This window comes from Rhodococcus sp. SORGH_AS_0303 (assembly GCF_030819335.1).
Lineage (GTDB): Bacteria > Actinomycetota > Actinomycetes > Mycobacteriales > Mycobacteriaceae > Rhodococcoides.
On the sequence record NZ_JAUTBO010000001.1, the window covers coordinates 308584 to 334094 of the forward strand.

The following is a 25511-nucleotide window of genomic DNA, read 5'->3' on the forward strand; positions in this document are numbered from 1 at the left end:
CGTATTCGCGCCGCACGCAGGCACTTTTGCACTTCTTGTGCACGCGTCGGGCACGGTGAGTCAAGGAGAATCCGGCCGACCCGGCCGGCGCACGACCCTCAGGAGCGACCCATGCCTCGAACCTCCGTCACGGCCTGCCTGCTGGCGGGGTCCGTCGCCTCGCCCCTGTGCCCACAGCGGAGCCACCGACTGGGTTCCGGCCCGTCCTGCGGTACCGCGGACGTCGCGTCCGACGGGATGTTCACCTACTCGCGTACGGCGTCCGTGGACCGGTGGGAGGACGACCCGTCGTCCTTCGGCTCCGATCGCTTCACCATCGTCGTCACCGACGGCGACCACGAGGTGGGGGAGATCGTGATCACGCCGGTGTTGTCCACGAGTGCGACGGAACCGATCACGGCCGTCGGCGTGGTCACCACCGAGGGCACCGTCGTGACGTACGAGCACGACGCGGCGGCGTCCGCACGTCGCCGACCGCTCACGGAATCGTCTCCTCCGCGGGGGCCGCGCGTGACGGGTGCGCACCATCGACTCGCCGTCGTCCGCTTCGGTACCGAGACCTGCGATAAGACGTTCCAGGTGTTCGTGTCCGACGGTGTCCGCGGCACCACGTCGTACCTGCTCGGCGTCCCCGACGGCCCGCTCGACCGGTGAGACGCCGACGGGGCCGCCGCGGCCGAGTGATCGACCGTGACGACCCCGTCGGGACGTTCGCGAGTGGCTACTGCTCGTCGGAGCCGATGATGAACGCCTCGAGCTGCTGACGAGCGATGTCGTCGGCGAGCTGCTTCGGCGGGCTCTTCATCAGGTACGCGGACGCGGGCACGACAGGTCCGCCGATTCCGCGGTCCTGAGCGATCTTCGCTGCACGCACGGCGTCGATGATGACGCCGGCGGAGTTCGGGGAGTCCCAGACCTCGAGCTTGTACTCGAGGTTCAGCGGGACGTCACCGAACGCGCGACCCTCGAGGCGGACGTAGGCCCACTTGCGGTCGTCGAGCCAGCCGACGTGATCGGACGGGCCGATGTGCACGTCCTTCGCATTGAACTCACGCTGCAGGTTGGACGTGACGGCCTGCGTCTTCGAGATCTTCTTCGACTCGAGGCGCGTGCGCTCGAGCATGTTGAGGAAGTCCATGTTGCCGCCGACGTTCAGCTGCATCGTGCGATCGAGCTGGACGCCGCGATCCTCGAACAGCTTGGCCATGACGCGGTGGGTGATGGTGGCACCGACCTGGCTCTTGATGTCGTCGCCGACGATGGGCACACCGGCGTCGGTGAACTTCTTGGCCCAGACCGGATCGGACGCGATGAAGACGGGCAGCGCGTTGACGAACGCGACCTTCGCGTCGATGCAGGCCTGCGCGTAGAACTTGTCGGCTTCTTCGGATCCGACGGGCAGGTAGGAGACGAGCACGTCGACCTTCGCGTCACGCAGTGCCTGCGCCACGTCGACCGGCTCCGCGTCGGAGATCTCGATGGTCTCCGAGTAGTACTTGCCGATGCCGTCGAGTGTCGGGCCGCGCTGGACGCTGACGTCGCTCGGGGGCACGTCGGCGATCTTGATGGTGTTGTTCTCGCTGTTGAAGATGGCTTCGGACAGATCGAAGCCGACCTTCTTGGCGTCCACGTCGAACGCGGCGACGAACTCGACGTCGCGGACGTGGTACTTGCCGAACTTCACGTGCATGAGGCCGGGAACGGTGGTGTTCTCGTCGGCGTCCTTGTAGTACTGCACGCCCTGAACCAGGGACGACGCGCAGTTACCCACGCCCACAATGGCCACGCGCACCGCAGTGCTGTTGTCACTCATGGTCGGGTTCTCCTTCTTTTCCGTATCGGGTGGCCGGAGCCGACGTGCTCTCCGGGTGTGCCACGGCCGAGGTGTCGGTCGTGGGTGCGGGCGGTGGACTCTCCGAAGTGATCGCCATTGCCTCGGCAGCGATCAATTCGTTGAGCCACCGCACTTCGCGCTCGCTCGACTCGAGGCCGAGCTGATGCAATCCGCGCGTGTACCTGTCCAACGACCCACTTGCTCGGCCGATGGCGTCGCGGAGCCCCTCACGGCGCTCCTCGACCTGGCGACGCCGACCTTCGAGTATCCGCATCCGCGCCTCAGCGGGGGTGCGCCCGAAAAAGGCCAGGTGTACGCCGAATCCATCATCTGTGTAGTTCTGCGGACCCGTGTCCGCGACCAGCTCGGTGAACCGAGCTCGGCCGGCCGGCGTGAGTTCGTAGACACGACGTGCCCGACGCTTGACGGCGCCCTGGACTCCGGGGTTCTCGACGATGAGCCCGTCCGCCTGCATACGACGCAAGGTGGGGTAGAGCGAACCGTACGAGAAGGCCCGGAAGGCACCGAGAAGTCCGGTGAGTCGCTTACGAAGCTCGTAACCGTGCATGGGTGTCTCCAGGAGCAGGCCGAGGATCGCCAGTTCGAGCATGTGCGGTCCCCTTCCTGTTCCGACCCGAGTCCGCGTCGAGATGACGCTCGCTCACTATAACCGCCACATGTATCGGGCCGATATATGGGGGTACGTGTAACTGTCGAGAACATGAACACGGGCCCCGTCAGGGACGGTGGGGGCTGACCCGCGTGACCTCACCGGCCAGGGTGGCCTGCAGGTATCCACCGCGGCCGTCCGCATCCGCGGCGTAGACCAGTACCTCCGGCACTCCCTCGTTGCGCACGATCACGTGGGTGACCGACGCGTCCGGTACCTCGACGAACGACGCGGAACCCGCCATCAGGCCCGCCAGTGCCGCGACGTCGAGCGCGGTGAGGTCGAAGGGCAGCTCGTCCGTCTCCCTCGGGCTCGTGGCGGCGGACTCCTCGAAACCGCCGCGGACCGACACGTCGCGCACGCGGTCGCTCTCGGCGAGGCGGGTCAGAGAGGCGCGATCGTCCGACGGGTACAGCACCAACTCGGTGACCTCGGGGTCGCCGAATCGTGTGATCCACCGGTCGCGGAAGTCGGCCAGGCCCTCCGGGGTGTCGAATACGAAGGGTCGCGCGACGATCGGCGTCACGGTGCCCGCGGCCGTCGCTCCCGGGCCGACGGACGACGACGGAGCCGCGACGCTCGGCGACGACGGCGCATCGGATCCGCGGACCGCCAGCACGACGGCGAGTCCGAGGACGAGGACCACGACGAGCAGACCCACGATCACCGGGCGCCGGGACGGTCCGGGTGCGGGCCGTATCGCCTCGGGCAGCGGTACGGCCGCCTGCAGATCGGCGGCCAACGCGTGGAGATCGCCCAGTGTCGTCGCCGTTCTCGCCGCCGCCACCCGTGACCGGTGCTCGTCGAATGTCAGCTGCCCGTCCGCGTACGCGGTGTCGAGAGCGGTCGCGACCACGGCGCGATCGATGTCACGGGCGCGCAGTCGTCGATCCTGTCCGGTCGCCATCGTCGTCTCCTACTCGGTCGGATCGAACGGGGTGACGCTGAGGAAGTCGCCCGACAGGGAAGCCTCGAGGTATCCGTCCTCGTTCGCGGCCTCGTTGCTCGCGTGCAGGCTGATCGCGGGGCCGGCGCCGGTGTTCCGGACGAACAGGTACAGCGAGTCGATCTCGGCGATGTTCAGGCTCGCACCGGCGCCCAGGACCAATCCGCCGAGCACGCCGGGGCCCAGGTCGGCGAGGTCGACGATCGCCGTCTCTCGGTCCCTGTCCGCGTCGTCCGACTGTCTCCACTCGCCGTCGCGGTACTGATAACGCCTCTCCCGGCCCGGATCGTCGGGACTCGGCGCCCTCAGCAGCGCGTACTCGGAGTAGAACATCAGCTCGTCGACGACGGTGGTTCCCAGCAGCATGCCCGTCGACGCCACGATGTCGTCCATCGCGCGCGGTTCGAGATAGCCGGCCGAGCCGTAGGTGCCGGTCGCGCTGTCGTCGGACGCACAGGCGCGGACACCGAAGAACAGGAGTGCGGCGACGACCAGGAGAACAGCCCACCGGATCACCGCGCTCAGCACGCTCGGCCGACCCCGACGGGAGAGCCCCGCGGCTGCCGTCCCGGGCGACGCCATCGGAGCCAAATCGGACTCGCCCTGCAGATCGCCGATCAGATCGTGGAGGTCCTCGAGCGCACGTGCATCGGTGGCGAGGGCGATACGGGTGGCGTGCTCCTCGGCGTCGATCTGGCCGTCCGCGAGCGCACGGTCCAGCGCGGCGCACGCGTGCACTCTGTCCTGGTCACGCGCTCTGACACCCACAGATCGGACCGTCGGCATCGCCAGATGGTAGGCCCGTGGACCGGGTCCCTCAAGTGCTCCGGCTCCACGGCTCCGCTCCAGCGCACGGGACGGGGTCGAGCACCACCCCACCTCGACGGCGCACGTACTCTGGTCACCGTGAGATCACAGCGGCAGGTGGTGGACTACGCGTTGCAGCGCAAGTCGCTGCTCGCCGAGGTCTACTCCGGACGAACGGCGATGGCCCAGGTCTGCGACGCCGATCCCTACCTCCTCCGAGCGGCGAAGTTCCACGGTCGGCCGTCCACCGTGGCGTGCCCCATCTGCCGGAAGGAGCAGCTCACGCTGGTCTCCTGGGTGTTCGGGGAGAAGCTCGGGACGATGAACGGCTCGGCCCGGACCGCGGACGAGCTCATCCGCCTCGCCGGCACGCAGGAGGAGTTCTCCGTGCACGTCGTCGAGGTCTGCCGAACCTGCAGTTGGAACCACCTCGTGCAGTCGTACGTCCTGGGCGCCGTTCCGGCGCCCAAGAGCCCCCGCACACGCTCCGCCTCCCGCCGACGCACGGCCAGTGAGTGACGGACGCAGGTCGTCGGCGGTACCGTCCGTCGGTGGTCCCCCGCGCAACCGAGTCGAACGAGCCCGACGCACACGTGACCGTCGCCACCTGGTCACACGTGCGTCCTGACAGTGGAGTACGTGAGTGAGTTCCCCCTACGACAGTTCCGGTGACGATCGCGGGCGTTCGTCCGGCCGCCACGGTCGACCCGACGGGCCCGGGGAACCACCGCGTCACGGGCGCCCGAGCCACGAGCCGGTCCGCGATCCCCAGCAGCGGCCGTCGGGCCCACCCCCACCGCGTGCGCCTCGCCGGGACGGCCCCGGTGGTCCCCCGCCGAGCTGGCCGCCGGCCGATCACCCGCGGCGCCCGGCCTACGGTCCGCCGTCCTACGACGATCGTGGACCGGACACCACCCAGATCCCCCCGACCGCGCCCCCGCCGCGGTCGCAGGCGTTCTCGCAGCCGCGCCCGTACTCGGACGATCCACGGGCGACCGACGTTCCACCCTCCCGGCCCGTGACGTCCCACTCGCGTGGCGACGCCGACGGTGACCGGGACCGGTTCGGTGGAGGACCCACCGAACCGCCATCAGGAGGTACTGCCACGAAGACGAAGAAGAAGTCGAAGTGGAAGGTCCTGCGGCGCACGCTGTACGGCTTGATCGCGCTGGGCATGGTCGTTCCGGTCCTGGTGTTCATGGTCGCGTACGTCGTCGAGGACGTTCCGCGGCCCGGTGACATCAAGACCAACCAGGTCGCCACCGTCCTCGCGTCGGACGGAACGTCCGTCCTCGGCACGGTGGTCCCTCCCGAGGGCAACCGCACCGACGTCGAGATCGGACAGATCCCCGAGCACGTCCGCAATGCGGTGTTGTCGGCCGAGGATCGTGACTTCTACTCCAACCCCGGATTCTCGGTCACCGGCTTCGCACGCGCCGCTCGCGACAACGTGCTCGGGCGCGACAGCGCCGGTGGTGGATCCACCATCACGCAGCAGTACGTGAAGAACGCGCTCGTGGGGTCCGAGCGGACGCTCACCCGCAAGATGCGCGAGCTGGTCATCTCCTCGAAGATGGCGCGTCAGTGGACCAAGGACGACATCCTCGCCGCGTACCTCAACACCATCTACTTCGGCCGCGGCGCGTACGGCATCGCGGCGGCGTCGAAGGCGTACTTCGACAAGCCCGTCGAGCAGTTGAGCGTCGAGGAGGGTGCCGTGCTCGCGGCCACCATCCAGCAGCCCTCCGGACTCGATCCGGAGAACAACCCGACGGGTGCGCAGAGCCGCTGGAACTACGTCCTCGACGGCATGGTCACGATGGGTGCGCTCGATCAGACCCAGCGTCAGGCGATGCAGTACCCGCAGTGGCGACCGCTCGCCTCGGTGGACAGCGGCGACGCCGCCGACGCCGGCCCGAACGGACTGATCAAGAACCAGGTGCTCAAGGAGCTCACCGCGTCGGGCATCAGTGAGCAGGACCTGAACACCGCCGGACTGCAGATCACCACGACGATCGATCCGCAGGATCAGCAGGCCGCCATCGACGCCGTGAACTCCAACATGGAGGGTGAACCGTCCGAGCTGCGCACGGCGTCGGTGTCGATCGACCCCCGCACCGGTGCGGTGCGCTCGTACTACGGCGGTGTCGACGGCCGCGGCTTCGACTTCGCGCAGTCCGGCCTGCAGACCGGTTCGTCGTTCAAGGTCTTCGGCCTGGCGGCGGCTTTGGATCAGGGCATCCCGCTGTCGCAGATGTACGACAGCTCGCCGCTGACGGTCAACGGCATCTCCATCGGCAACGTCGAGGGCGAGTCCTGCGGTACCTGCACCATTGCCGAGGCGCTCAAGCGGTCGCTGAACACAAGCTTCTACCGGTTGCAGCTCAGCCTCGACGGCGGCCCGCAGGCGGTGGCCGACATGGCGCACCGCCTCGGTATCCCGACCGAGGTCGAGGGCATCGGCGAGACCCTGACCGAGCCGAACGGCGCCGGCCCCAACAACGGCATCGTGCTCGGGCAGTACCAGTCCCGTGTCATCGACATGGCCAGCGCGTACGCGACGCTCGCCGCATCGGGTACCTACCACGCACCGCACTTCGTGCAGAAGGTCGTGACGGCCGACGGCACCGTGTTGCTCGATCGCGGAGCGGACCCCGGCGAGCAGCGGGTCGACCCCGCCGTCGCGGACAACGTCACGGCGGCCATGCGTCCCATCGCGGGCTACTCGAACGGCCACAACCTGGCCGAGGGACGCGCCTCCGCCGCGAAGACCGGTACCGCGCAGCTCGGTGACACCGGCGAGAACAAGGACGCCTGGATGGTCGGGTACACGCCGTCTCTGGCGACGGCCGTGTGGGTCGGTACCGAGCAGGGCCTCCCGCTGGAGAACAGCTACGGGGGACCCATCTACGGCTCCGGACTTCCGTCGGACATCTGGAAGGACACGCTCGACGCGTCCCTCGAGGGCTCGCCCGTCGAGTCGTTCCCTGCACCGGGTGCGATCGCCGGCCAGGCCGGTGTGCCGCAGTACTCGGCACCCGCGCCGACACGGACCGCGGCGCCGCCCACATCCTCTTCCGCAGCGCCGGAGCCCACGACGCCGGAGCCCGTCGCTCCGCCGGTCGTCGTCCCCTCGCAGGTCGAGATCCTGCCGGGCATCACCATTCCGGTTCCCGGTCTGGCCCCGGCGCCGGCGGAACCCTCCGCCGTCACCCCGCCCGACGACGGGGCGGCTCCGGAGCCGGCCACGCCGCCCGGCGGCTAGGGGTGACGGGCAGGCCGGAGGCCGGTCGAGACGACTCGTCCGACGAGTTGTTGGCGAGTCCGGGTGAGTTGGCGACGGATCGACGCTCCGCTCGTCGGCGCGATCGGCCGAGTCTGACCGACCCCATGGTCGCGGAGTTGTCGACGGTGGTCGGCGGCCCCGTGGGCAAGCACGCGTTGGTGGGGCGGCAGCGCCACATCACGCCACTGCGCGTGATCTTCGCGTTCACGGTCGTGTTTCTCGCGCTGGGCTGGTTCGGCAAGGCCGCGTGCATCCAGCAGGCCCCGAACGGCCCCGGCGGCGAGCTGGGACTCGACTGGAGCGGGAGCCGTCAGTACGTCGCGATGTGTTACTCCGACGTGGTCCCCCTCTACGGCGCGGAGCGACTCGATCAGGGCGCGTTCCCGTACAAGAAGTCGTGGGAGGAAACGGGTTCCGACGGTTCCACGATCACCCGGTACATGGAGTATCCGGTGGTGGCGGGGCTGTACCAGTACGTGTCGATGCAGGTGGCCCACGCGTGGTCTGCGGTCCCGTGGTTGCCGCAGGCGCTCACGGTCGCGCTGTATTTCAACGTTGTGGCGTTCGGCTCCGCTCTCGCCTGGCTCGTGACGATCTGGGCGACCACGATGTTGGCGGGACGTCGGGTGTGGGACGCCGCGCTGGCCGCGTGTTCCCCTCTGGTGATCGTGCACGTCTTCACCAACTTCGACGCCCTCGCAACGGCATTCGCCTCCGGTGGGTTGCTGGCGTGGGCGCGACGCAGGCCGGTGCTGGCCGGTGTCCTGCTCGGCATCGGGGGCGCGACGAAGCTCTACCCGCTGTTCCTGCTCGGTCCGCTCCTCGTGCTGTGCATCCGCACGGGGAACATGAGGGACTGGTCGCGGACCACGGCGGCGGCGCTCTCGGCGTGGGTTCTGGTCAATCTGCCCATCGCACTGCTGTTTCCGCGTGGCTGGTCGGAGTTCTTCCGACTGAACTCCGACCGCGGCGCCGATCCGGACTCGCTCTACAACGTGGCCCGGTCGTTCACCGGCTGGGCCGGATTCGACGGCCCGCTCGGTCCCGGCGAGAAGCCGGTGATCCTCAATCTCGTGACGGCGCTGCTCTTCGTGGTCGTGTGCCTCGCCATCGGCTGGGTGGCGCTGACGGCTCCGCGGCGTCCTCGCCTGATGCAGCTGTGTTTCCTCGTGGTCGCCGGTTTCCTGCTGACGAACAAGGTGTGGAGTCCGCAGTACTCCTTGTGGCTGGTGCCGCTCGCGGTCCTGGCTCTGCCGCACCGGCGAATCCTGTTGGCGTGGATGACCATCGACGCACTCGTCTGGGTTCCGCGGATGATGTACTACCTGGGCGTGGCCGACAAGGGTCTGCCCGAGCAGTACTTCACGGCGACCGTCCTGGTGCGCGATCTCGCCGTCGTCGGATTGTGTGTCCTGGTGGTGCGGCAGATCTACCGGCCGGTGGACGATCTGGTGCGTCGCAGCGGCGACGACGATCCGGCCGGTGGTGTGCTCGACGGAGCACCCGACGCGTACCCGTCGTGGGTGCCGGCGATGGTGCGTCCGCGGCCCGTCGAGGTTCCGATCGCGGATGCGGCGCCACCGCCTAGGGCACCACGGTCACCGGCCACCGACCCAGCTTGACCAGTCGGACGGCGACGGAGCCGAAGATGCGGTGCCCGGCAGACTCGGACGTGCCCACGACGATCGCGTCGGCACGCAGTTCGTCGCCGACGGCGGCGAGTCCCATCGCCGGGTCGCCGCGGAACGTCCGGAACTCCCAGTTCACGTGCTGGTGCTCGCCGAAACGCACCACGTGGTCGCGGATCTCGGTGAGCAGCTGGTCCGCCACCTGGCTCCCCGAGTCGTAGACCACGCCGCTCGCCTGCGCGAAGGCGCCGGCCGCCAGCGTCTGCACGTAGACCAGCACGAGCTTGGAGTGCTGCCGGCGCGCCAGTCCGGCGGCGTACGCGGCCGCCCGCCAGGAGGAGTCGGAGCCGTCGAGGCCCACGACGATCAGCTTGGGGCCGTCCACTCCGTACTCGAAGACGGAGGGATCGTTCGACGAGGTCACGACCCGAGCCTACGACTCCTCGTCAGGAGAGGTACGGACGGAGCTGCGGCAACGCTTCGCCCGCGTGCTTGGCGTTGATGCCGTCGCCGATCGCCTGCAGCTTCCACTCGCTCCCGGCTCGGTACACCTTGGCCATGACCAGCCCGGTGAACGGCATGCCGCCCTGCAGCGTGAAGCGTGCCAGCTCGGTGTTGATCGTGTTGTCGACCAGGCGGGTGAAGGCGTTCGCCACCTGCTCGAACGTCTGCCCGCGGTACGAGGTCACGATGAAGACGATCGAGCTCACATGGGCGGGCACCCGCGTCAGGTCCACCGTGATCACCTCGTCGTCGCCCTCGCCCTCGCCGGTGAGGTTGTCGCCCTGGTGGACGATCGACCCGTCCTTCGACCGCAGCTGGCCGAAGTAGACGACGTCGGCGTGCTTGTCGCCGGAGAACATCAGCGCCGAGGCGTCGAGATCGACGTCCGCGCTGCGCCCGCCTCCGAAGAAGCCGGCCTTCTTGATGGGGTCCCAACCGAGGCCCATGCGGATGGTGGTCAGTGCGACGCCACCGTCCTTCTTCAGCGTCACCTTCTGACCCTTGGTGAGGCTGACGGGCCGAGCCTTCGTCAGGCTCACCTCGGCGGGGGCCGCGGGCGCAGAAGGTGCCGCGGGCGGCGGCGTGGGGGCCGGCGGAGGTGTGGGAGCGGCAGGCGGAGGTGTGGGTGCAGCAGGCGCAGGCGCCGCTGCGGGAGCGTCGTCCACCGAGACCCCGTGGTCACCGACGAGAGCGGCGAACCCGCCCGCGTAACCCTGGCCCACGGCACGGACCTTCCAGCCGTCGCCGCGCCGGTATAGCTCGAGCGCGATGACGATGGACTCCGTCGTGAGGCCGTCCACGGTGTACGAATAGAGCGTCGCACCGGTGCCGCCGTCGATCACGTGGGCGGTGGGCGCGGAGACGCGTCCGAAGCTGCTCGACGAGTCGTCGAGCGTGACGACGACTCGGATCTGCGTGATGTCGGCCGGGACCGCGGCGAGGGTCACGGCTACTTCCTGCGGCCCACCTTGGCCCGGAACCAGCTGCACACCGGGGCCGGAGGGCTGGTTGAAGAAGACGAAGTCGGCGTCGGAGCGAACCTTGCCGCTGTCGGTGACGAGCAGGGCAGAGATGTCCGCCGGTGCGGTCAGCTCGAGACCGATACGAACGGTGGCGGTGGACAGAGGAGCATTCTGTCCCTTGGTCAACGGCTGTGCAGCCACGTCTCGTCCTCTTCCGGGGTGGTCGGGTACGTCCGAATTCAGCGTACGTGTGTCGGCGGGGCAGCGGCGGAGCCCGACGTGCCGGCCGTTGCCCGGAACCAGTGCAGGATCTCCTCGCTCGCAGCACCGCCGGACCGTTCGGTGACCACCAGCCCGGGGGCGTCCCACTGCAGCAGTTCCAGTTCACCGTGCCGCGGACGGATGGCGGCGGTAGCGGCACGAAGCATCTCCGCGTCGAGGGCGCCGTCCCCGGCGGCGAGCACCGGGGCGTCGGCCTCCAGCGTTCCCGCGTTCACGCACCGTCGGCGCACCTCGGCGACGGCGTGCGACTTGCACACCGCGTCGGGCATCGCATAGACCTTGCGGCCCTGCCGGGACACGCCCCAGCCGCGCTCGGTGCACCAGTGTGCGAACTCGTCGACGAAATCCTCGGGCATCGTCTCCACGTTCACGACGAGGTAGCAGAACAGATCGTCCGCCGTCCGCTGCGTGAGCACCCACGAGTCGTCGCCCCGCCGTGTCATCTCCGCGGTCACCTCCGCGAGCGGCACCGCGGATCCGGCGACGGCGTCCTCGACGGCGCGGCGCCAGTCGAGATCCGGCTCACCGTCGACGAGGATGGTGGCCCCGTTGGTCGTGATCGCATGCCGCCAGGGTGCTCCCGGCAGGGCGATGCGTCGGAACTGCTCGACGGTGCGCGTCGTGGTCGGCACCACCACCACCTCGGACGCGAGGCTGGTGAGCAGGTCGGCGGCGCGTGTGGTCATGTACGACAGCGGAGCGCCCTCGTAGTACTCGACGCAGCGCACGTCGTCGTCCTGTCCGTCCGTGCGACCCTCCGCCAAGGCGGTGGCGCTGTAGATCATCGTGCGGTCGAGATCGGTCGCGACCAGTGCGGTCCTCGCCTCGGTCACGAGACGTCCCGGACGAGACCCATGCAGGAGTAGGCGAGATCGGGAACGACGTCCACGGGCACTCCCCTCGCCTCGGCGAGCATCCGGATGTGGCGGTGCTCCGGCGCCCGCGCGTCGCGCACGAGAACGCGCCACGGGACCCGGCGGAGCAGCACGCGGGTGGTCTCTCCCACTCCGGGTTTGACGAAGTTGACCGTGCTGATGCCGTACTCCTCCCGTACACGCTCGACCGAGGCCCAGCCACTCCACGTCGGTGTCCGGTCGGCGGACCGTACCGTCGACAGTCCCTCTGCCACGGCGTCCGCGACATCGTCGAATCCGGCGGACACGCTGTCCAGCAACAGGTTCGACACGTCCACCGCGGCGAGGTCGGCGTAGAACTTGGCGCCGTGGAACTCACCGGGCCCGATGAGCGTGTCGTTGAGCACGGTGCGGGAGATCAGGCCCGACACCGTCGAGTTGAGGCATGCCGACGCGATGAGGAAGTCGTCGCGGGTGCCGTAGGTGGTCACACAGTGCCCGGGGTCCGCCAGTACCGCGAGCCGGTCGTCGAAGCGGGGGCCTCCCGCCCGGTGCACCGCGTCGAGGGCGGCGGTCAATTCCCGAGTGATGGCGCCCTTGCCGGTCCACCCGTCCACGAAGACGACGTCGGCCGGGTCGTGGTGACGGGCGAGATGATCCAGTGCGGCCGAGTCGATTCCGCGATCGCGCACGATGGACACGGCGTAGTGCGGCCACGTCAGACCGCGCACGTCCCGCGCCCAGCGGCGCATCAGGATGCCGATGGGGGTGCCGGCGCGGGCGAGAGAGGCGAGCACCAGGTTCTCACCGCGCTCGGCGATCACCAGATCGGTGACGATGCCGACCGCGGTGGCGAGGCGCGTCGCGCTCTCCTCCAGGACGGTGGCGAACAGGTCGCGGTAGGCGGCATCGGGTTGATACTCGACGGGCAGGCTCTCGGCATAGTGCGCTGCGCCCGACTGGATCTGCTGCTCCCGCGACGCGGTGTCCGCCTCCAGCGAGACGTGCGAGAGATCCTTCAGGAGCCAGGACACCTCGTCCGCCGCGTAGGACCCGAACGCCGGACCGTGCAGCGGTGCCGTCATCGAGACTCCGTCCGCAGCGAGTGCGGATCCGCCGCCACCACGGCGACGGTGACGTCGATACCGGTGCGGGTGAGGGCGTCCACGAGACCGTCCGGACCCGTCAACGCCTCGGTGTCCGCGGGCGGATCCACGACGAGAAGAACGGGGCTCGGCGCCGCCTCGTCCGGTACCCGAGCGTTGTAGAGATGACGTCGGCCACCCGCCGCGGGTTCCGGTGCGACGAACGAGAAGCCGCGCCGCAGCGGGTAACCCGGCTCGTCGAGCACATGAGCGGGTGAGCGGGTGGTGGTCTGGAACAGTGTCGGCGTTCCGCGGTCCGACAGTGCGCGGGCGATGCGGAGCGGGAGGTACATCAGTTCCTCGTGCCCGATCACGACGGTGGTGTCCGAGCCGAGGTGCGGTCGCAGCAGATCGGCCGACTCCTCGACCGCGGCGTCGAAGGCGGCGACGTCCTCGGCCCGGAAACCGTGGCGACCGCCGTCAGGGACTCCCCCCGGCCAGGGCACGTCGACCCTGGTGACGGTCCCTCGGTGTGGAGCATCCACCGGTGCAGGTGCAGCGGGTAGCGCTTCCACGACGGCGATGATGTCGTCGGGCAGATGCACGGTGCCCGTCGCGAGCGACACCGAGTCGATGACCACCCCGAGTTCCGCAGCGACGCGGTCGGTCTCGCGGCGCTGATCCGCCGAGCGCATGTCGACGAGCGAGGCGATCACGTAGCGCGCCCGCGGCGCGAGTGCGTGCACCGCGCGAATGGCACCGAGGGCCGTCGTTCCCGTGGAGATCTCGTCGTCGACCAGAACCATCGGGAGGTAAGAGGGCAGGTCGCGCTCCGGATCGGTGGGTAGGAGGCGATGATCCGTCGCGTGCGAGTGGCCCTCCTCGAACTCGCCGTGCACGGCGAATCCCTCGACGGGTCGACGGGTCGAGTGGATGTAGGACCGTGCGCCGAGGCGCGTCGCCACGCAGTGGCCGAGTCCCGTCGCGGTCTCGGCGAATCCGAGTACCACCACGCCGTCGTCGTGCCCGGCGAGCACGTCGGCGCACAGGGAGCCCAGGAGCTCACCTGCTCGGATCACCTCGGCCGGGTCCTGCGGGATGTGTTTGCCCAGAACGGTCGACACCAGCAGGTGTGCTCGGCGTGGGTTGCGCCGCAGCCCCGGCTGCACCAGGTCGCCCACCCGCCGGCCCACCGACGAGGTGCCGTGCTCGAGGACGAGCCCCAGTTCCGCTGTCGCCCAGGGCAGTCGACGGTCCATCGCGCGGCTCATCGTGCAGTGCCGGTCGTGGACGCGGGACGCCTGGCCAGTGCCTGCATCACGTCGACGAACGACACACCCTCGGCGGTGACGCCGAAGACGGCGGCCCGGCGCAGCGTCTGCTCGGCCCACGGCCGGTGCGGGCCGAGTTCGTTCATCTTGTTGCCGTAGCCGGAGGCGAGGACGCCGCCTCCGCCGGAGGACGACGCGATGGCCTGTGCATCCTGATACTCCTCGTGGGTGACCACCGACAGCGAGTGCACGGCGGCGACGTGGGACGGGTGGATGACGGTCTTGCCGTGCAGCCCGTTGGCACGGTCGAGCGCGACCTCACGGAGCAGACCGTCGATGTCGCGGCTGACCAGCTGCTGGCGGAAGCGGACGGCGTCGTGCTCGGCGAAGGGCGTGGCTCTCAGCATCGGGCGGAACAGCCGCTCGTGGTCGGCGAAGTACTCCCAGACCGGGCCGGTGACGACGAAACCCGTTCCGTCACTGCGCCCGAGGTGGTTGACGATGGCGCCGATGGTGTCCGCGACCACCCGCACGTCGTAGATCGTCAGGTCGCGGTCGCGTCGGATCCCGAAGGCGCCGCTCATGTCGGTGGCACCGACTCGCACCGCCAGGACGCTGTCGCGGTATCGGTCGAGCACGTCACGTGCACCGGCCAACTCGTCGTCACGGGTCTCCCGGTAGACCATCTCGCGGGACTCCATCACGGGCATGACCACCAGGTGTCTGCCCGCTGCGGCCGACCGAGCGGCCACCTCCTCGAGAAACTTCTCGCCGCTCTCCGGCCGGAACTTGGGAAGAACGAAGCCGTGCAGGACGTCGATGCCGGTGGTGAGACGGTCGCAGACGTGGTGCATGTCCTCCGCCGTGCGGACGCGGACGAAGACGGCGGCCTCGGGCGGATCGACGGCGAGTGCGTCCAGCGCGGCGACGACGTGTCCGCGCGCCGCTTCGAGGTCGGCGTCGGCAACGGCGTCCTCGAGATCGAGCACGACGGACCGGGAGCCCTCGGCCGCGCGCTTGCGTACCGTCTCCACCAGGTTCGCCCTGGTGGCCGGGACGTAGAGCGTGGCGCCCAGGGCGAGCGCCCGCGTCGTGAGGTCGCTCTCCGCGGTCACGGCGACGGGCGGGCGGTGGAACAGGTACTCGAGTGTGGCGGGTTCCAGGTGAGAGAAGTGCTGCACTGCAACCCCTTTCGTATCAGGTCCGACTCTGTCGGCCGCGGATGCGGTCGACCACACCGGAGATGAAGTCCTCGACGGAATCGAGTTCGCGCAGGTACGCCCAGTAGTCGGGCCGGCCCGTTCCGAGTGCCGCGGCGGCCCTCTCGATCCGTGCGAGCTGAGCATCCAACACCGAGCCCCATTCGGCAACCAGTCCCCGGTCGACGGCCAGCAGCTGCGCGTCGCGCAGCCGGAACCGGACGCGCCGATCCACGGCCCCGGGGTCGTCCCGCACCTCGCGCAGGCGTGCCAGGCGTCCGGTGACGGCCTCGATGTCCGCCTCCGCGTCGGCCAGATGCTGCCGTGCGGCGGTGATCCGGTCGAGTGCCTCCTCCGGGTCGCCTCGGTCGCGTGCGGTCGCCGCGTCGTCGATGTCGCGGGCCGCCTCGACCATGTGGGTCTCGCAGTTCTCCCGAGCTCGGGAGAGATCGTCCGAGCTGGCGGCCACGAACTCGCGCAGCAGGGCGGAGTAGGCGGGCGCGATGTACTCGGCCTTGGTGCCGACCGCCTGGAGCCGGGTGCGGACCGATGCCAGGGCGGTGGACGCCGATCCGGCGCGGCCGGGTGCCTCGGCGAGTGCCCTCCGGAGATCGTCCGCGGCGGAGCGCACCTGCGCTGCGCGGCCGGTGACCGCGGTGCCGCTGCCACCGGATTCCGCCGCCGCGAGACCGTCCAGTGCACGGTGTACCGCGGCGACGGCGTCACGCACGGAGCGATAGGAGTGGTGCGGTTCCGATCCGGTGACGGTCGCCAGCACCGAGGTCGCCGCGGTGCGTGCGTCGTTCGCCAATCGCGGGACCGCGGCGTACTCGAGCGTCGCGTGCTCGAGCCGGGCCCGATGCGCCTCGTAGAACTGGTCGACCGCGGCGCTGGCGGCGGAGAGATGGGCGATGGCGGTGGCGAAGGCGTCGTACGCCTCCTCGCTCGCCTCGGACTCGGGGCGCTCCGTGGCCGCCAGATACGAGGCACCCGCTGCGAAGCACTGCTCCTCCACCGGCCGCCAGCGCGCTCGCAGACTGTCGTCCGACCTGCCCAGTCGTTCCAGCGCGTCGACCCCCGCGGATGCGATCGACTGACGCTTGTCCATGTCGAGGAAGGTCCGGACCGTGTTGGCCCGGATGGCAGCGACCGCCTCGGTGCGCGCCCGGCCGCGGCTCAGGCGCCCGGGCCAGCGGTGTGTCACCCGCCCGATGGTACTGGCGGCGCCGTTCTCGGACGCGCCGGCGATCTCGAGTCGCACCGGCTCGCGGGAACGCTGGTGCGATGCCACACGTTGAGGGTATGAACGCGAGTGGACAGCACTTTCCAGCACGCGACCGGTAGCACGCAACCGAAAGGACTCGAGCCATGGGCGTCAGCCTGACCAAGGGTGGCAATGTCTCCCTCACGAAAGCCGCACCGAACCTCACGGCCGTCTCGGTGGGTCTCGGATGGGACATCCGCACGACCACCGGCACCGACTTCGACCTCGATGCCAGCGCCATCGCGCTCGGTACGGACAAAAAGGTGGTCAGCGACCAGCACTTCGTGTTCTTCAACAACCTGAAGAGCCCCGACGGGTCGATCGAACACACCGGTGACAACACCACCGGTGAGGGCGACGGCGACGACGAGGTCATCAACGTCGAGCTCTCCGCCGTGCCGCCGAACATCGACACCATCAACTTCCCGGTGTCCATCTACGAGGCCGACGCACGCTCGCAGTCGTTCGGCCAGGTCCGCAACGCCTACATCCGCGTCGTCGACAAGTCCAACGGCACCGAACTCGCCCGCTACGACCTCAGCGAGGACGCCTCGACGGAGACCGCCATGGTGTTCGGCGAGCTCTACCGCAACGGTGCGGAGTGGAAGTTCCGCGCCGTGGGCCAGGGCTACGCCTCCGGTCTGGCCGGCATCGCCCGCGACTTCGGAGTGAACGTCTGACCCCTGTGAAGGAGTAATGTCCCGCTCGACGGGGCATTCGGTCCGAGTACCGGAGAGTGTTGCGCGTCGTCCTCGTCGGACGGCGCTGCGACACTCTCCGTTGCATGTCGGGGCAACGACGCCCCGTTGCCGGAGCCCGCAGGGATCGACACCAGAGAAAGGCCACCACCCGTGGTTCTACGCATCTTCGGATGGTCGTTCGCGATCACCGCGCTCGCCATCGTGGTGGCCTTCATCTACGGGAGCTGGCAGGCCGTCGCTCTCGTCGTGATCCTCGGCATCCTCGAGGTGTCGCTGTCCTTCGACAACGCGGTCATCAACGCGACGGTCCTGCGCCGGATGAGCGAGTTCTGGCAGAAGATCTTCCTCACCATCGGCATCATCATCGCCGTCTTCGGTATGCGGCTGGTCTTCCCGCTGGTCATCGTCTGGGCCGCGTCCGGCCTGGGCCCCGTGGCGGCGCTCCGTCTCGCGCTCAACCCGCCCGCGGACGATGCCGCTTACTTCCCCGACGGCAGCCCGTCGTACGAGACGCTGATCACCGACGCGCATCCGCAGATCGCCGCGTTCGGTGGCATGTTCCTGCTCATGCTGTTCCTCGGCTTCATCTTCGAGGAGCGCGAGCACACCTGGCTCTCGTGGATCGAGAAGCCGCTGGCCAAGGCCGGCAAGCTCGACATGATGTCCGTGATCGTCGCCGGCATCCTGCTGGTTCTCGCGGCCGAGTTCATGGCGGAGGACGACAAGATCTCCACGGTCATGGTGTCCGGCGTGCTGGGCATGGTCACCTACATCGCGGTGAACGGCCTCGGCAATCTGTTCCACGTCCCCGGTGAAGACGAGGAGGAGGAGACCTCCGGCGGGCCGTCGGACCTCGCGAAGGCGACCGGCAAGGCCGGCTTCTTCCTGTTCCTCTACCTCGAGGTCCTCGACGCGTCCTTCAGCTTCGACGGCGTCATCGGCGCGTTCGCCATCACCGCCGACCCCATCATCATCGCCCTGGGCCTCGGCTTCATCGGTGCGATGTTCGTGCGGTCGCTCACGGTCTATCTGGTGCGCAAGGGCACGCTCGACGACTACGTGTACCTCGAGCACGGCGCCCACTGGGCCATCGGCGCACTGTCGATCATCCTGCTGGTCTCGATCGGCGTGCACATCAACGAGATCATCACCGGACTCGTCGGTGTGGTCCTCATCGGACTGTCGTTCCTGTCCAGCGTGCGCCGTAACCGGCGCCTCGCGGTCGAGGGGCATGCCGACGACGCCAAGGTGCACATCCAGGAGTGACGGGCGGACCTCAGAGTTCGTCGATGTCGATCAGGCCGTCCTGCAGGGCCCGCGCGACCAGGGATGCCTTGGTCGGTGCGGGCCGGCCGACGGCCGCGTACTTCTGACGGATCCGCGTCAGGTGGGTGTTCACCGTTCCGAGCGAGAGGAACATGCTGGCCGCGACTGCCGGCTTGGAATCGCAGCGGAACCAGCTGATGAGCACCTCGATCTCACGAACCGTGAGGTTGGGGCGCTGGTAGGTGGTGCTGTCGGTGTGGCCATGCGTGCGAACGGTGGCCGAGCCGTCCTGATCCGGACGGCGCCATGTCGTGGTCGTCACTGGTGTGCCCTTGTTTCTCGTGTCCCTGGTTTCCGGTCGAACTGCCGGTTTCTTCAACAGTCTCTCACCGAACAGTCGGTTTTGTCATCGTCCCCCGGAGGATGACTCGTCACGAACTCTGCCGGACGACTGCACACATTCTGTAAAAGGCGCAGGTCGACGGACGGCTCAGCTGTCGATGCGGCTGCGCAGAACGTCCCGGGCCGCCGGCCATTCGTCGTCGGTCATCGAGAACAGCGCCGTGGTGCGCCACGTTCCGTCGACGCGGCGACGATGCTTGCGCAGCAATCCCTCGAAGTGTGCGCCGAGCTTGCCGATCGCCGCGCGGGACTGCTCGTTCAGCGCGTCGGTGTGCCACTCCACGCGCACCACGTCGGCGGAGCCGAAGGCGTGCTCGAGCAGAAGGAACTTCGATTCGGGGTTGATCCTGGTTCCCTGGGCCGAGCGCGAGAGCCAGGTGTATCCGATGGCGACGCTCCGGTTCGAGGCGTCGATCTGGTAGTAGGACGTCGTGCCGACCGCGACGCCGGTACGCGCGTCCCGCTGCAGGAACGCCCGCCGCGCCGTGTCCGCGAGGGCGGTGTCGATGTACGCGCGGGCGGTCGTGTCGTCGGACACGACGGATCCGGTCCAGCGGAAGATCGCGGGGTCGTCCGCGGCCGCCGCGAGCGCGCCCGCGTGATCGGGCGTCAGCGGCTCGAGGTGCACGTGCTCGCCGAGCAGGGGGACGGGATCGAACGGCGTGCTCACACGGGTACCTCCGCTTCGGCGTCGGTCCGGCGGCGCGGGGACCGGGTGGGACGGGCGTCGAGAGTGCGGCGACGGGACCGTGCGAACAGGACGACGAGAACGACCAGCAGCACGGCGCGCACCCACACCCCGAACACCACGACGTTCTCCTCGGTGGTCGCGTCACTGCCACTCGACAACGCGGCGAAGTACCGGAAGACGCCGACACCGAGTACGACGTCGGTGATCAGGTAAGCCGTCACCACGTGCCAGGGAACGTGCAGCAGGACGAAGAACGGGACGAGCCACAGCGTGTACTGCGGTGAGTGCACCTTGTGGAACAGAAGGAACGCCACGAGCATCACCGCGCTGGTCTGCACCCAGGGGTAGGTGCCCTCCGCGAGACGTCGACGCCAGCCGAACCACAGCGCGGCGGCGAACGACACCAGCACCAGCAAAGGCGAGAGCACCGAGACCAGGCTCTGGTACGCCTGGTCGTTGGCGGCGCTCATGTCCGGCGTCGCCGACGGCACGTCGTAGAGGATCCGCAGTCCCCAGTACCAGATCGAGTTGGTCGTGATGTCGGCCTGCCGCATGCCCTGGAAGGCGAACGACGCCCGCCATCCGTCGTAGCCGAGGATCGCGAAGGGCAGGTTGACGGCGGCCACCACGGCAGCGGCGACGGCGATCACTCCGGCTGCCCCGCGCACGTCGAGTCGGCGCGGCGACCGGCGTGCGGACACGGGGGACTCCACCCCGCCCACGCCCCCGGCCAGGACGTACGACGCGAGCGGGAGAACGAAGGCGCCCGGATAGAGCTTGAGGCAGAAGCCCACCGCCAGGAGTGCCGACGCCAGATACGCCCGACGTCGGAGCGGCATGCGGGTGGACATCACGTACACGGCGCCGACGGTCGTCGCCACCACGGGGAGTTCCCAGTTGTGGAACGCGTAGAGAACCAGCGCGGGGCCGGCCGACCAGAGCAGCGCGACGCGGCCGCCGAGGCGTCCGAGCATCCAGGCGGTCACCGCGCCGAACGGTGCGAGCAGGAGCGCCGAGTAGAGGAGGAACTGGGCGTCGGTGTGGCTCGCCAGACCGCCGACCCACATGAGGAGTCCGCTGAGCACCGGGTACTCGACGGTTCCGCCGGTGAGTGTGCCGTCGGCGGAGATTCCCCCGGTCAGGTAGGGGAACAGGTGCTGATCGATGCCGCGGTCGAGCCACAGGAACTGGATGTCGGAGTAGCAGACGGACGAGTCCTTGATGCGGTCGAACGCCAGACTGCGTCCGGTCTCGTCGAAGGGTGCTCCCGCGCACCGCGCCTTGTTGACGTAGCCGAGCACCATCGTGACCACCGAGATCGCCGTGACGGCGGCCGCCGTGGCGACCCCGGCGCGGCCGGAGATCGTCGCGCGGCCGGTGGTCATGAGGACAAGAGTAGGTGCCCCGGACCTCGCGCCGTGCTGTCCGCACCGTCGATCCGCCGATTTCGTGGTGAGCCGCGGTCCAGGTACCCTGGACCGGTTGCTGACGCAACGACCCTCCTGTCACGGATCGTCCGTGACCGTTTCACAGTCCATAGGAGGTGATGAGGTCTTATGCGTCATTACGAACTGATGGTCATCCTCGACCCCAATCTCGACGAGCGCACGGTCGCCCCGTCGCTGGATACGTTCCTGAACGTCATCCGCAAGGACGGCGGCAAGGTCGACAAGGTCGACGTGTGGGGAAAGCGCCGTCTCGCCTACGAGATCGAGAAGCACGCCGAAGGCATCTACGCGGTGATCGACATCAACGCGGAGCCCGCCACGGTGTCGGAGCTCGATCGCCAGCTCGGCCTGAACGAATCGGTGCTGCGCACCAAGGTTCTGCGCCGCGGCAAGTGATCCCTCGTGTCACCGTCTCGCCCTAGGCTGACGGCAACCGAGAAGATCATGCGCTGACAAGGCACGAGAAAGAGGAATCATGGCAGGCGAAACCGTCATCACCGTCGTCGGGAACCTGACGGCCGATCCCGAACTCCGATTCACCCCCGCAGGTGCAGCGGTCGCGAACTTCACCGTCGCGTCCACGCCCCGCACGTTCGATCGTCAGTCCAACGAATGGAAGGACGGCGACGCACTCTTCATGCGCTGCAACATCTGGCGCGAGGCTGCGGAGAACGTCGCGGAGTCGCTCACCCGCGGTGCGCGAGTCGTCGTGACGGGTCGGTTGCGGCAGCGTTCCTACGAGACGCGTGAAGGCGAGAAGCGCACTGTCGTCGAACTCGAGGTCGACGAGGTCGGTCCCTCCCTGCGGTACGCGACGGCCAAGGTCAACAAGGTCAGTCGTGGTAGTGGCGGAGGCGGCGGCAACAGCGGCGGCGGGTTCGGTGGTTCCTCCGGTGGATCGGGTGGCTCGTCGAGCCGTTCGTCCGGTGGCAGCTCGGGCGGTGACGATCCGTGGGGCAGTGCCCCGCAGGCATCGGGATCGTTCGGTGGCTCCCGTGGCGGCGGCGACGACGAACCGCCGTTCTGATCCGGTACGCACCACACATGCAGTGAATCAAGATTCGGAGATTGTCCATGCCTAAACCGCCGTTGCGCGACAAGGTGATCAAGAAGAAGGTCTGTGCCTTCTGCAAGGAAAAGAACACGTCCATCGACTACAAGGACACGACGTTGCTGCGTAAGTACGTCAGCGACCGCGGCAAGATCCGCGCTCGTCGTGTCACCGGCAACTGCGTCCAGCACCAGCGGGACATCGCCATCGCAGTCAAGAACTCGCGTGAGGTAGCACTGCTGCCCTACGCCGCGACTGCGCGATAAGGGGAAAGGTAACCATGAAGCTCATCCTCACCGCTGATGTCGACAACCTCGGCGCACCCGGAGACACCGTCGAGGTCAAGGACGGCTACGGACGTAACTTCCTGCTGCCCCGTGGACTGGCCATTGCGGCCACCCGCGGAGCACAGAAGCAGGTCGAGGGCATCCGTCGTGCCCAGGAAGCTCGCGCCGTGCGCGGGCTGGACCATGCCAACGAGCTCAAGCAGGCCATCGAGGGCCTGACGTCCGTGACGCTGTCGGTGCGAACCGGCGGCTCGGGCAAGCTCTTCGGTGCGGTCACCGCAGCCGACGTCGCCGCTGCCGTCAAGAGCGCCGGTGGCCCGGTGCTCGACAAGCGCAGCATCGAACTGCCGAAGTCGCACGTGAAGTCCACCGGAACGCACCGCATCACCGTGGCGCTGCACCCCGATGTGACGGCGTCGTTCGACCTCGAGGTCACCGCCTCGTAAGCATCACCGACACGCAGTACCGAATGCCCCGGCCGATTCTCGGCCGGGGCATTCTGCGTTTGCGTTCGTTCTTTTCCTGCCTGTCTCGGCCGTCCTCCGGCGTGGGCGAGGTGGTGATTCTGTACGCGGTGAGTGTTTCCGGGTGGGTCCACTGGCACCGTCCCCAAACCTCGGAGCAGACGCGGCCCGAGCACCGTCCGGCGCCGAGGGTGCGCCGAAACCTTTACGTACTCTTCGAGATGTCTTGACCAACGATGCGCCCCGAGGAGAGACCGGGCGTTCTGCACCGACGAAACCGCACAGACCCACACCATCCGTGTCCGCCTGGAGGCTTCACCGTGACTGCACAACTCGATCGCTCGTCCCCCGCCGAACCACCCGTACCCGCCCCGAGCCCCACACCGCGCGACCGGCTGGCGAGCGTCGCCCGGTACGACGTGCCCGCGTCTCTCGTGGTGTTCCTGGTGGCGGTACCGCTCTCCATCGGAATCGCGGTGGCCTCCGGCGCTCCCGTCATGGCGGGCCTCATCGCGGCCGTCATCGGCGGCATCCTCGCCGGTGCGCTGGGTGGGTCCCCGCTGCAGGTGAGCGGGCCGGCCGCCGGCCTGACCGTGGTGGTGGCCGAGTTGGTGAACCAGTTCGGTTGGCGCATCACGTGTCTCATCACGGTGTTCGCCGGTGTGCTGCAGGTGGTGCTGGGTCTGAGCCGTATCGCCCGCCAGGCGCTCGCCATCTCGCCGGTGGTGGTGCACGCGATGCTGGCCGGTATCGGTATCACCATCGCGCTGCAGCAGATCCACGTGCTGCTCGGTGGGGAGAGCCGGAGTTCCGCCGTCGCCAACATCACGTCTCTGCCTTCGTCGATCCTGAACGCCGAGGCGGCGCCGGTCGCCATCGGCGGTGTGGTCGTTGCGCTGATGCTGCTGTGGCCGCGCATCACCGGCCCACTCGGTAAGGTCCCCGGCCCGCTGGTGGCCGTGGTCGCGGGAACCGGTCTCTCACTGGCCTTCTCGATGAACGTCGAACGAATCGATCTGCCCGGCAACCTGATCGAGGCCGTGGAGTTGCCGGCATTCCCGGACGGGCAGTGGGCAGCGTTCGCGACCGGTGTGCTGACCATCGCGTTGATCGCGAGCGTCGAGAGTCTGCTCTCCGCCGTCGCCATCGACAAGATGCACTCGGGCAGACGCACCAACTTCGATCGCGAACTCATGGGTCAGGGCGCCGCCAACATGGTGTCCGGTGTCGCCGGCGGACTGCCCGTCACCGGCGTCATCGTGCGCAGCGCCACCAACGTCCGATCCGGCGCCCGATCCCCCGCTTCGGCTGTACTGCACGGTGTCTGGGTTCTCATCTTCTCGGTCCTGTTCATCGGTGTGGTCGAGCTGGTCCCCTACGCCGCACTGGCAGGTCTGCTCGTCATGATCGGTGTGCAGCTGGTCAAGCTCGCGGACATACGCTCGGCGACGAAGACCGGCGACGTGGTGGTGTACGCGGCGACGGTCGTCGGTGTCGTCACCCTCAATCTGCTCGAGGGTGTGCTGATCGGGCTCGCCATCTCCGTCCTGCTGGTGTTGCGCCGCGTGCTGTGGGCACGGGTGCGTGCCGAGCAGCTCACCGAGGACTCCTGGCGCGTCGTGGTGGAGGGATCGCTCAGCTTCCTGTCGCTTCCTCGCCTCACGCGGGTGCTGCAGTCCGTTCCTGCCGGCCGATCCGTGACGATCGAGCTGACCGTCGACTTCCTCGACCACGCGGTGTACGACGCGCTGCACGAGTGGACGAAGCAGTACGAGGCGACGGGCGGCACCGTCGTCGTCGACGAGGTCGGCGCCGTGGACATGGCGTCGGCCACGGCCGGGCCACCGAGACGCATGCCCCACATGCTGTCCGCGCGCACGTTCATGCCGTGGTCGCAGTGGCAGACCGTCGACAGCCACTCCGGGCCGTTCACCGCCGACGCCGTCACCCCGGCGGCGCTCCGGCCGGTCCTGGCCGGTGTCGAGGAATACCACCGTCGCAGCGCGTCGTCCATGCGCCCGCACCTCGAGAAGCTGAGCGAGTTCCAGGACCCGGACACGTTCTTCCTGAGTTGTGTCGACTCGCGCGTGCTGCCGAACACGATCACCAGCGCCGGACCCGGAGACCTCTTCACCGTCCGCAACATGGGCAATCTGATCCCGGTCGGTGATCCGGACACGTCGCTCGAGGCCGCTCTGGAGTACGGCGTGAACACGCTCGCCATCAGTTCCGTCGTGGTCTGCGGCCACTCCGGCTGTGGAGCCATGCGGGGGCTGCTCGCGGACGCCCACGACGCCGACGGGGTGGTGGGTGAGTGGCTCTCGCACGGCCGGGCGAGCCTCAGTGCGTTCCGGAGTGGCCACCCCGTCGCGCGAGATGCCGCAGAGCTGGGGTTCTCCGAGATCGACCAGCTCGCCATGGTGAACGTGGCAGTACAACTGCAGACCCTGTCGCGTCACGCCGTGGTGGGCAAGGCGGTCGCCGAGGGGAGGCTCAAGGTGGTCGGACTCTTCTTCGACATTCCCACGGCGCGGGTCGTGCTCGTCGACGCGGCCTCGGTCACCGAGCTCGATCAGGAGCAAGCGCAGAACTGACCAGGGTCTCCACGG

The 25511-nt window shown here is 68.6% G+C and carries 25 protein-coding genes; 11 read left to right on the top strand and 14 right to left on the bottom strand.

Features of this window, described 5'->3' with window-relative positions; translation table 11 throughout:
• The first annotated feature begins 111 nt into the window (after positions 1-111).
• Positions 112-654 carry a hypothetical protein gene (locus tag QE449_RS01450; RefSeq protein ID WP_307108056.1) on the top strand — a complete coding sequence of 181 codons (543 nt, stop codon included), beginning with the start codon at positions 112-114 and terminating at the stop codon, positions 652-654.
• Positions 655-721: 67 nt separating this feature from the next.
• On the opposite strand, the gene QE449_RS01455 is transcribed toward QE449_RS01450, so the two are convergent.
• From QE449_RS01455 to QE449_RS01470, 4 genes are all read right to left on the bottom strand, one after another.
• A complete protein-coding gene (locus QE449_RS01455; RefSeq protein WP_027506003.1) occupies positions 722-1813 on the bottom strand; it encodes an inositol-3-phosphate synthase in 1092 nt (363 codons plus the stop codon).
• On the bottom strand, positions 1806-2444 hold the full coding sequence (locus QE449_RS01460) for a PadR family transcriptional regulator (protein ID WP_027506004.1): 639 nt from the start codon (positions 2442-2444) through the stop codon (positions 1806-1808). The genes QE449_RS01455 and QE449_RS01460 overlap by 8 nt, the downstream gene beginning before the upstream one ends.
• 127 nt (positions 2445-2571) lie before the next feature.
• Positions 2572-3411, bottom strand: a complete 840-nt coding sequence (locus tag QE449_RS01465; protein WP_307108057.1) for a DUF1707 domain-containing protein — start codon at positions 3409-3411, stop codon at positions 2572-2574.
• A 9-nt stretch (positions 3412-3420) separates the two neighbouring features.
• On the bottom strand, positions 3421-4218 hold the full coding sequence (locus QE449_RS01470) for a DUF1707 domain-containing protein (RefSeq protein WP_307108058.1): 798 nt from the start codon (positions 4216-4218) through the stop codon (positions 3421-3423).
• 138 nt (positions 4219-4356) lie between these two features.
• Here QE449_RS01470 and QE449_RS01475 point away from each other — a divergent pair, with 138 nt between their 5' ends.
• The 3 genes from QE449_RS01475 (at position 4357) to QE449_RS01485 (ending at position 9165) form a co-directional block, all read left to right on the top strand.
• A complete protein-coding gene (locus QE449_RS01475; protein ID WP_307108059.1) occupies positions 4357-4776 on the top strand; it encodes a DUF5318 domain-containing protein in 420 nt (139 codons plus the stop codon).
• A 655-nt stretch (positions 4777-5431) separates the two neighbouring features.
• On the top strand, positions 5432-7522 hold the full coding sequence (locus tag QE449_RS01480; protein ID WP_081821327.1) for a transglycosylase domain-containing protein: 2091 nt from the start codon (positions 5432-5434) through the stop codon (positions 7520-7522).
• 125 nt (positions 7523-7647) lie between these two features.
• Positions 7648-9165 carry a glycosyltransferase family 87 protein gene (locus QE449_RS01485; protein WP_307109653.1) on the top strand — a complete coding sequence of 506 codons (1518 nt, stop codon included), beginning with the start codon at positions 7648-7650 and terminating at the stop codon, positions 9163-9165.
• On the opposite strand, the gene QE449_RS01490 is transcribed toward QE449_RS01485, so the two are convergent.
• From QE449_RS01490 to QE449_RS01520, 7 genes are read right to left on the bottom strand one after another with little or no spacing between them, the layout of a single operon-like run.
• A complete protein-coding gene (locus QE449_RS01490) occupies positions 9128-9595 on the bottom strand; it encodes a universal stress protein (protein WP_027506008.1) in 468 nt (155 codons plus the stop codon). The genes QE449_RS01485 and QE449_RS01490 overlap by 38 nt on opposite strands.
• 22 nt (positions 9596-9617) lie before the next feature.
• Complete coding sequence (locus QE449_RS01495) at positions 9618-10838, bottom strand: TerD family protein (RefSeq protein ID WP_307108060.1); 1221 nt, start codon at positions 10836-10838, stop codon at positions 9618-9620.
• 38 nt (positions 10839-10876) lie between these two features.
• A complete protein-coding gene (locus QE449_RS01500) occupies positions 10877-11704 on the bottom strand; it encodes an HAD family hydrolase (protein ID WP_307109654.1) in 828 nt (275 codons plus the stop codon).
• A gap of 44 nt (positions 11705-11748) precedes the next feature.
• Positions 11749-12858, bottom strand: coding sequence for a cysteine protease StiP family protein (locus QE449_RS01505; RefSeq protein WP_307108061.1), 1110 nt, complete (start codon positions 12856-12858; stop codon positions 11749-11751).
• The gene (locus tag QE449_RS01510) at positions 12855-14129 is read right to left on the bottom strand and encodes a phosphoribosyltransferase family protein (RefSeq protein WP_307108062.1); all 1275 of its coding nucleotides are present in this window, start codon (positions 14127-14129) and stop codon (positions 12855-12857) included. The genes QE449_RS01505 and QE449_RS01510 overlap by 4 nt, the downstream gene beginning before the upstream one ends.
• Positions 14126-15310: an HpcH/HpaI aldolase/citrate lyase family protein gene (locus tag QE449_RS01515; protein ID WP_056440932.1), complete on the bottom strand. Its 1185-nt coding sequence runs from the start codon at positions 15308-15310 to the stop codon at positions 14126-14128. The genes QE449_RS01510 and QE449_RS01515 overlap by 4 nt, the downstream gene beginning before the upstream one ends.
• Before the next feature lie 16 nt (positions 15311-15326).
• Positions 15327-16619 carry a hypothetical protein gene (locus QE449_RS01520; protein WP_307108063.1) on the bottom strand — a complete coding sequence of 431 codons (1293 nt, stop codon included), beginning with the start codon at positions 16617-16619 and terminating at the stop codon, positions 15327-15329.
• Positions 16620-16696: 77 nt separating this feature from the next.
• On the opposite strand from QE449_RS01520, the gene QE449_RS01525 reads away from it, so the two are divergent.
• Both QE449_RS01525 and QE449_RS01530 read left to right on the top strand, forming a co-directional pair.
• Complete coding sequence (locus tag QE449_RS01525; RefSeq protein WP_027506015.1) at positions 16697-17272, top strand: TerD family protein; 576 nt, start codon at positions 16697-16699, stop codon at positions 17270-17272.
• Between the two features lie 171 nt (positions 17273-17443).
• Entirely contained in the window at positions 17444-18559 is a 1116-nt protein-coding gene (locus tag QE449_RS01530; protein ID WP_285186500.1) for a DUF475 domain-containing protein, read from the top strand.
• Positions 18560-18569: 10 nt separating this feature from the next.
• On the opposite strand, the gene QE449_RS21415 is transcribed toward QE449_RS01530, so the two are convergent.
• The 3 genes from QE449_RS21415 to QE449_RS01545 all read right to left on the bottom strand — a co-directional run bounded on the left by QE449_RS21415 (position 18570) and on the right by QE449_RS01545 (position 21037).
• On the bottom strand, positions 18570-18956 hold the full coding sequence (locus tag QE449_RS21415) for a helix-turn-helix transcriptional regulator (protein WP_373428357.1): 387 nt from the start codon (positions 18954-18956) through the stop codon (positions 18570-18572).
• A gap of 93 nt (positions 18957-19049) precedes the next feature.
• Positions 19050-19631 carry a GNAT family N-acetyltransferase gene (locus QE449_RS01540; protein WP_222632406.1) on the bottom strand — a complete coding sequence of 194 codons (582 nt, stop codon included), beginning with the start codon at positions 19629-19631 and terminating at the stop codon, positions 19050-19052.
• Positions 19628-21037, bottom strand: a complete 1410-nt coding sequence (locus QE449_RS01545) for a hypothetical protein (protein ID WP_373425264.1) — start codon at positions 21035-21037, stop codon at positions 19628-19630. Before QE449_RS01545 ends, QE449_RS01540 begins: the two co-directional genes overlap by 4 nt.
• A 171-nt stretch (positions 21038-21208) precedes the next feature.
• On the opposite strand from QE449_RS01545, the gene rpsF reads away from it, so the two are divergent.
• The 5 genes from rpsF (at position 21209) to QE449_RS01570 (ending at position 25496) form a co-directional block, all read left to right on the top strand.
• Positions 21209-21496 (top strand): 30S ribosomal protein S6, encoded by a 288-nt coding sequence (gene rpsF, locus QE449_RS01550; protein ID WP_027506019.1) that lies wholly within the window; start codon positions 21209-21211, stop codon positions 21494-21496.
• Between the two features lie 79 nt (positions 21497-21575).
• Positions 21576-22127 carry a single-stranded DNA-binding protein gene (locus tag QE449_RS01555; protein WP_027506020.1) on the top strand — a complete coding sequence of 184 codons (552 nt, stop codon included), beginning with the start codon at positions 21576-21578 and terminating at the stop codon, positions 22125-22127.
• A 47-nt stretch (positions 22128-22174) separates the two neighbouring features.
• Positions 22175-22417: a 30S ribosomal protein S18 gene (gene rpsR / locus QE449_RS01560; protein WP_027506021.1), complete on the top strand. Its 243-nt coding sequence runs from the start codon at positions 22175-22177 to the stop codon at positions 22415-22417.
• A 14-nt stretch (positions 22418-22431) separates the two neighbouring features.
• Complete coding sequence (rplI, locus tag QE449_RS01565; RefSeq protein WP_027506022.1) at positions 22432-22884, top strand: 50S ribosomal protein L9; 453 nt, start codon at positions 22432-22434, stop codon at positions 22882-22884.
• 338 nt (positions 22885-23222) lie between these two features.
• Entirely contained in the window at positions 23223-25496 is a 2274-nt protein-coding gene (locus tag QE449_RS01570) for a SulP family inorganic anion transporter (RefSeq protein WP_373428244.1), read from the top strand.
• The last annotated feature ends 15 nt before the right edge of the window (positions 25497-25511 follow it).

Coding starts and splice junctions, on each gene's coding strand:
- QE449_RS01450 (WP_307108056.1), top strand. CDS start 112: ATGCCTCGAACCTCCGTCACGGCCTGCCTGCTGGCGGGGTCCGTCGCC.
- QE449_RS01455 (WP_027506003.1), bottom strand. CDS start 1,813: ATGAGTGACAACAGCACTGCGGTGCGCGTGGCCATTGTGGGCGTGGGT.
- QE449_RS01460 (WP_027506004.1), bottom strand. CDS start 2,444: ATGCTCGAACTGGCGATCCTCGGCCTGCTCCTGGAGACACCCATGCAC.
- QE449_RS01465 (WP_307108057.1), bottom strand. CDS start 3,411: ATGGCGACCGGACAGGATCGACGACTGCGCGCCCGTGACATCGATCGC.
- QE449_RS01480 (WP_081821327.1), top strand. CDS start 5,432: ATGGTCGTTCCGGTCCTGGTGTTCATGGTCGCGTACGTCGTCGAGGAC.
- QE449_RS01485 (WP_307109653.1), top strand. CDS start 7,648: ATGGTCGCGGAGTTGTCGACGGTGGTCGGCGGCCCCGTGGGCAAGCAC.
- QE449_RS01500 (WP_307109654.1), bottom strand. CDS start 11,704: ATGATCTACAGCGCCACCGCCTTGGCGGAGGGTCGCACGGACGGACAG.
- QE449_RS01505 (WP_307108061.1), bottom strand. CDS start 12,858: ATGACGGCACCGCTGCACGGTCCGGCGTTCGGGTCCTACGCGGCGGAC.
- QE449_RS01510 (WP_307108062.1), bottom strand. CDS start 14,129: ATGAGCCGCGCGATGGACCGTCGACTGCCCTGGGCGACAGCGGAACTG.
- QE449_RS01525 (WP_027506015.1), top strand. CDS start 16,697: ATGGGCGTCAGCCTGACCAAGGGTGGCAATGTCTCCCTCACGAAAGCC.
- QE449_RS01545 (WP_373425264.1), bottom strand. CDS start 21,037: ATGACCACCGGCCGCGCGACGATCTCCGGCCGCGCCGGGGTCGCCACG.
- rpsF (WP_027506019.1), top strand. CDS start 21,209: ATGCGTCATTACGAACTGATGGTCATCCTCGACCCCAATCTCGACGAG.
- QE449_RS01555 (WP_027506020.1), top strand. CDS start 21,576: ATGGCAGGCGAAACCGTCATCACCGTCGTCGGGAACCTGACGGCCGAT.
- rpsR (WP_027506021.1), top strand. CDS start 22,175: ATGCCTAAACCGCCGTTGCGCGACAAGGTGATCAAGAAGAAGGTCTGT.
- rplI (WP_027506022.1), top strand. CDS start 22,432: ATGAAGCTCATCCTCACCGCTGATGTCGACAACCTCGGCGCACCCGGA.